The sequence below is a fragment of the Streptomyces niger genome (assembly GCF_000718305.1).
Lineage (GTDB): Bacteria > Actinomycetota > Actinomycetes > Streptomycetales > Streptomycetaceae > Streptomyces > Streptomyces niger.
In genome coordinates, this window is record NZ_JOFQ01000106.1 from 1 (window position 1) to 219 (window position 219).

General features: G+C 68.9%; 1 pseudogene. It reads right to left on the reverse strand.

Annotation, left to right across the window (positions count from 1 at the left end):
- Positions 1–219: pseudogene (locus IF20_RS38820) on the reverse strand (winged helix-turn-helix domain-containing protein); the annotation flags it as partial.

Consider the following 219-nt stretch of genomic DNA (forward strand, 5'->3'; position numbering starts at 1 on the left):
CCTCGTGGGGCCCAAGTGCGGCTGCGATGCGACGTCATCGAGACGGCGGCCTCGTCCTCGAAGACAAGCCAGGCCCCGAGCGCCGCCGCGGTCGCTTTGCCAACGGCCAAGTCTCCTTCACCCAGCCGGCAACGACCGCCTCATCGCGTTCGATGGCCCGTCGTGCGGGCTGCTGGCAAGACCAGCCGTGACGTCGCAACAGCTCCCACACTCCTCGGA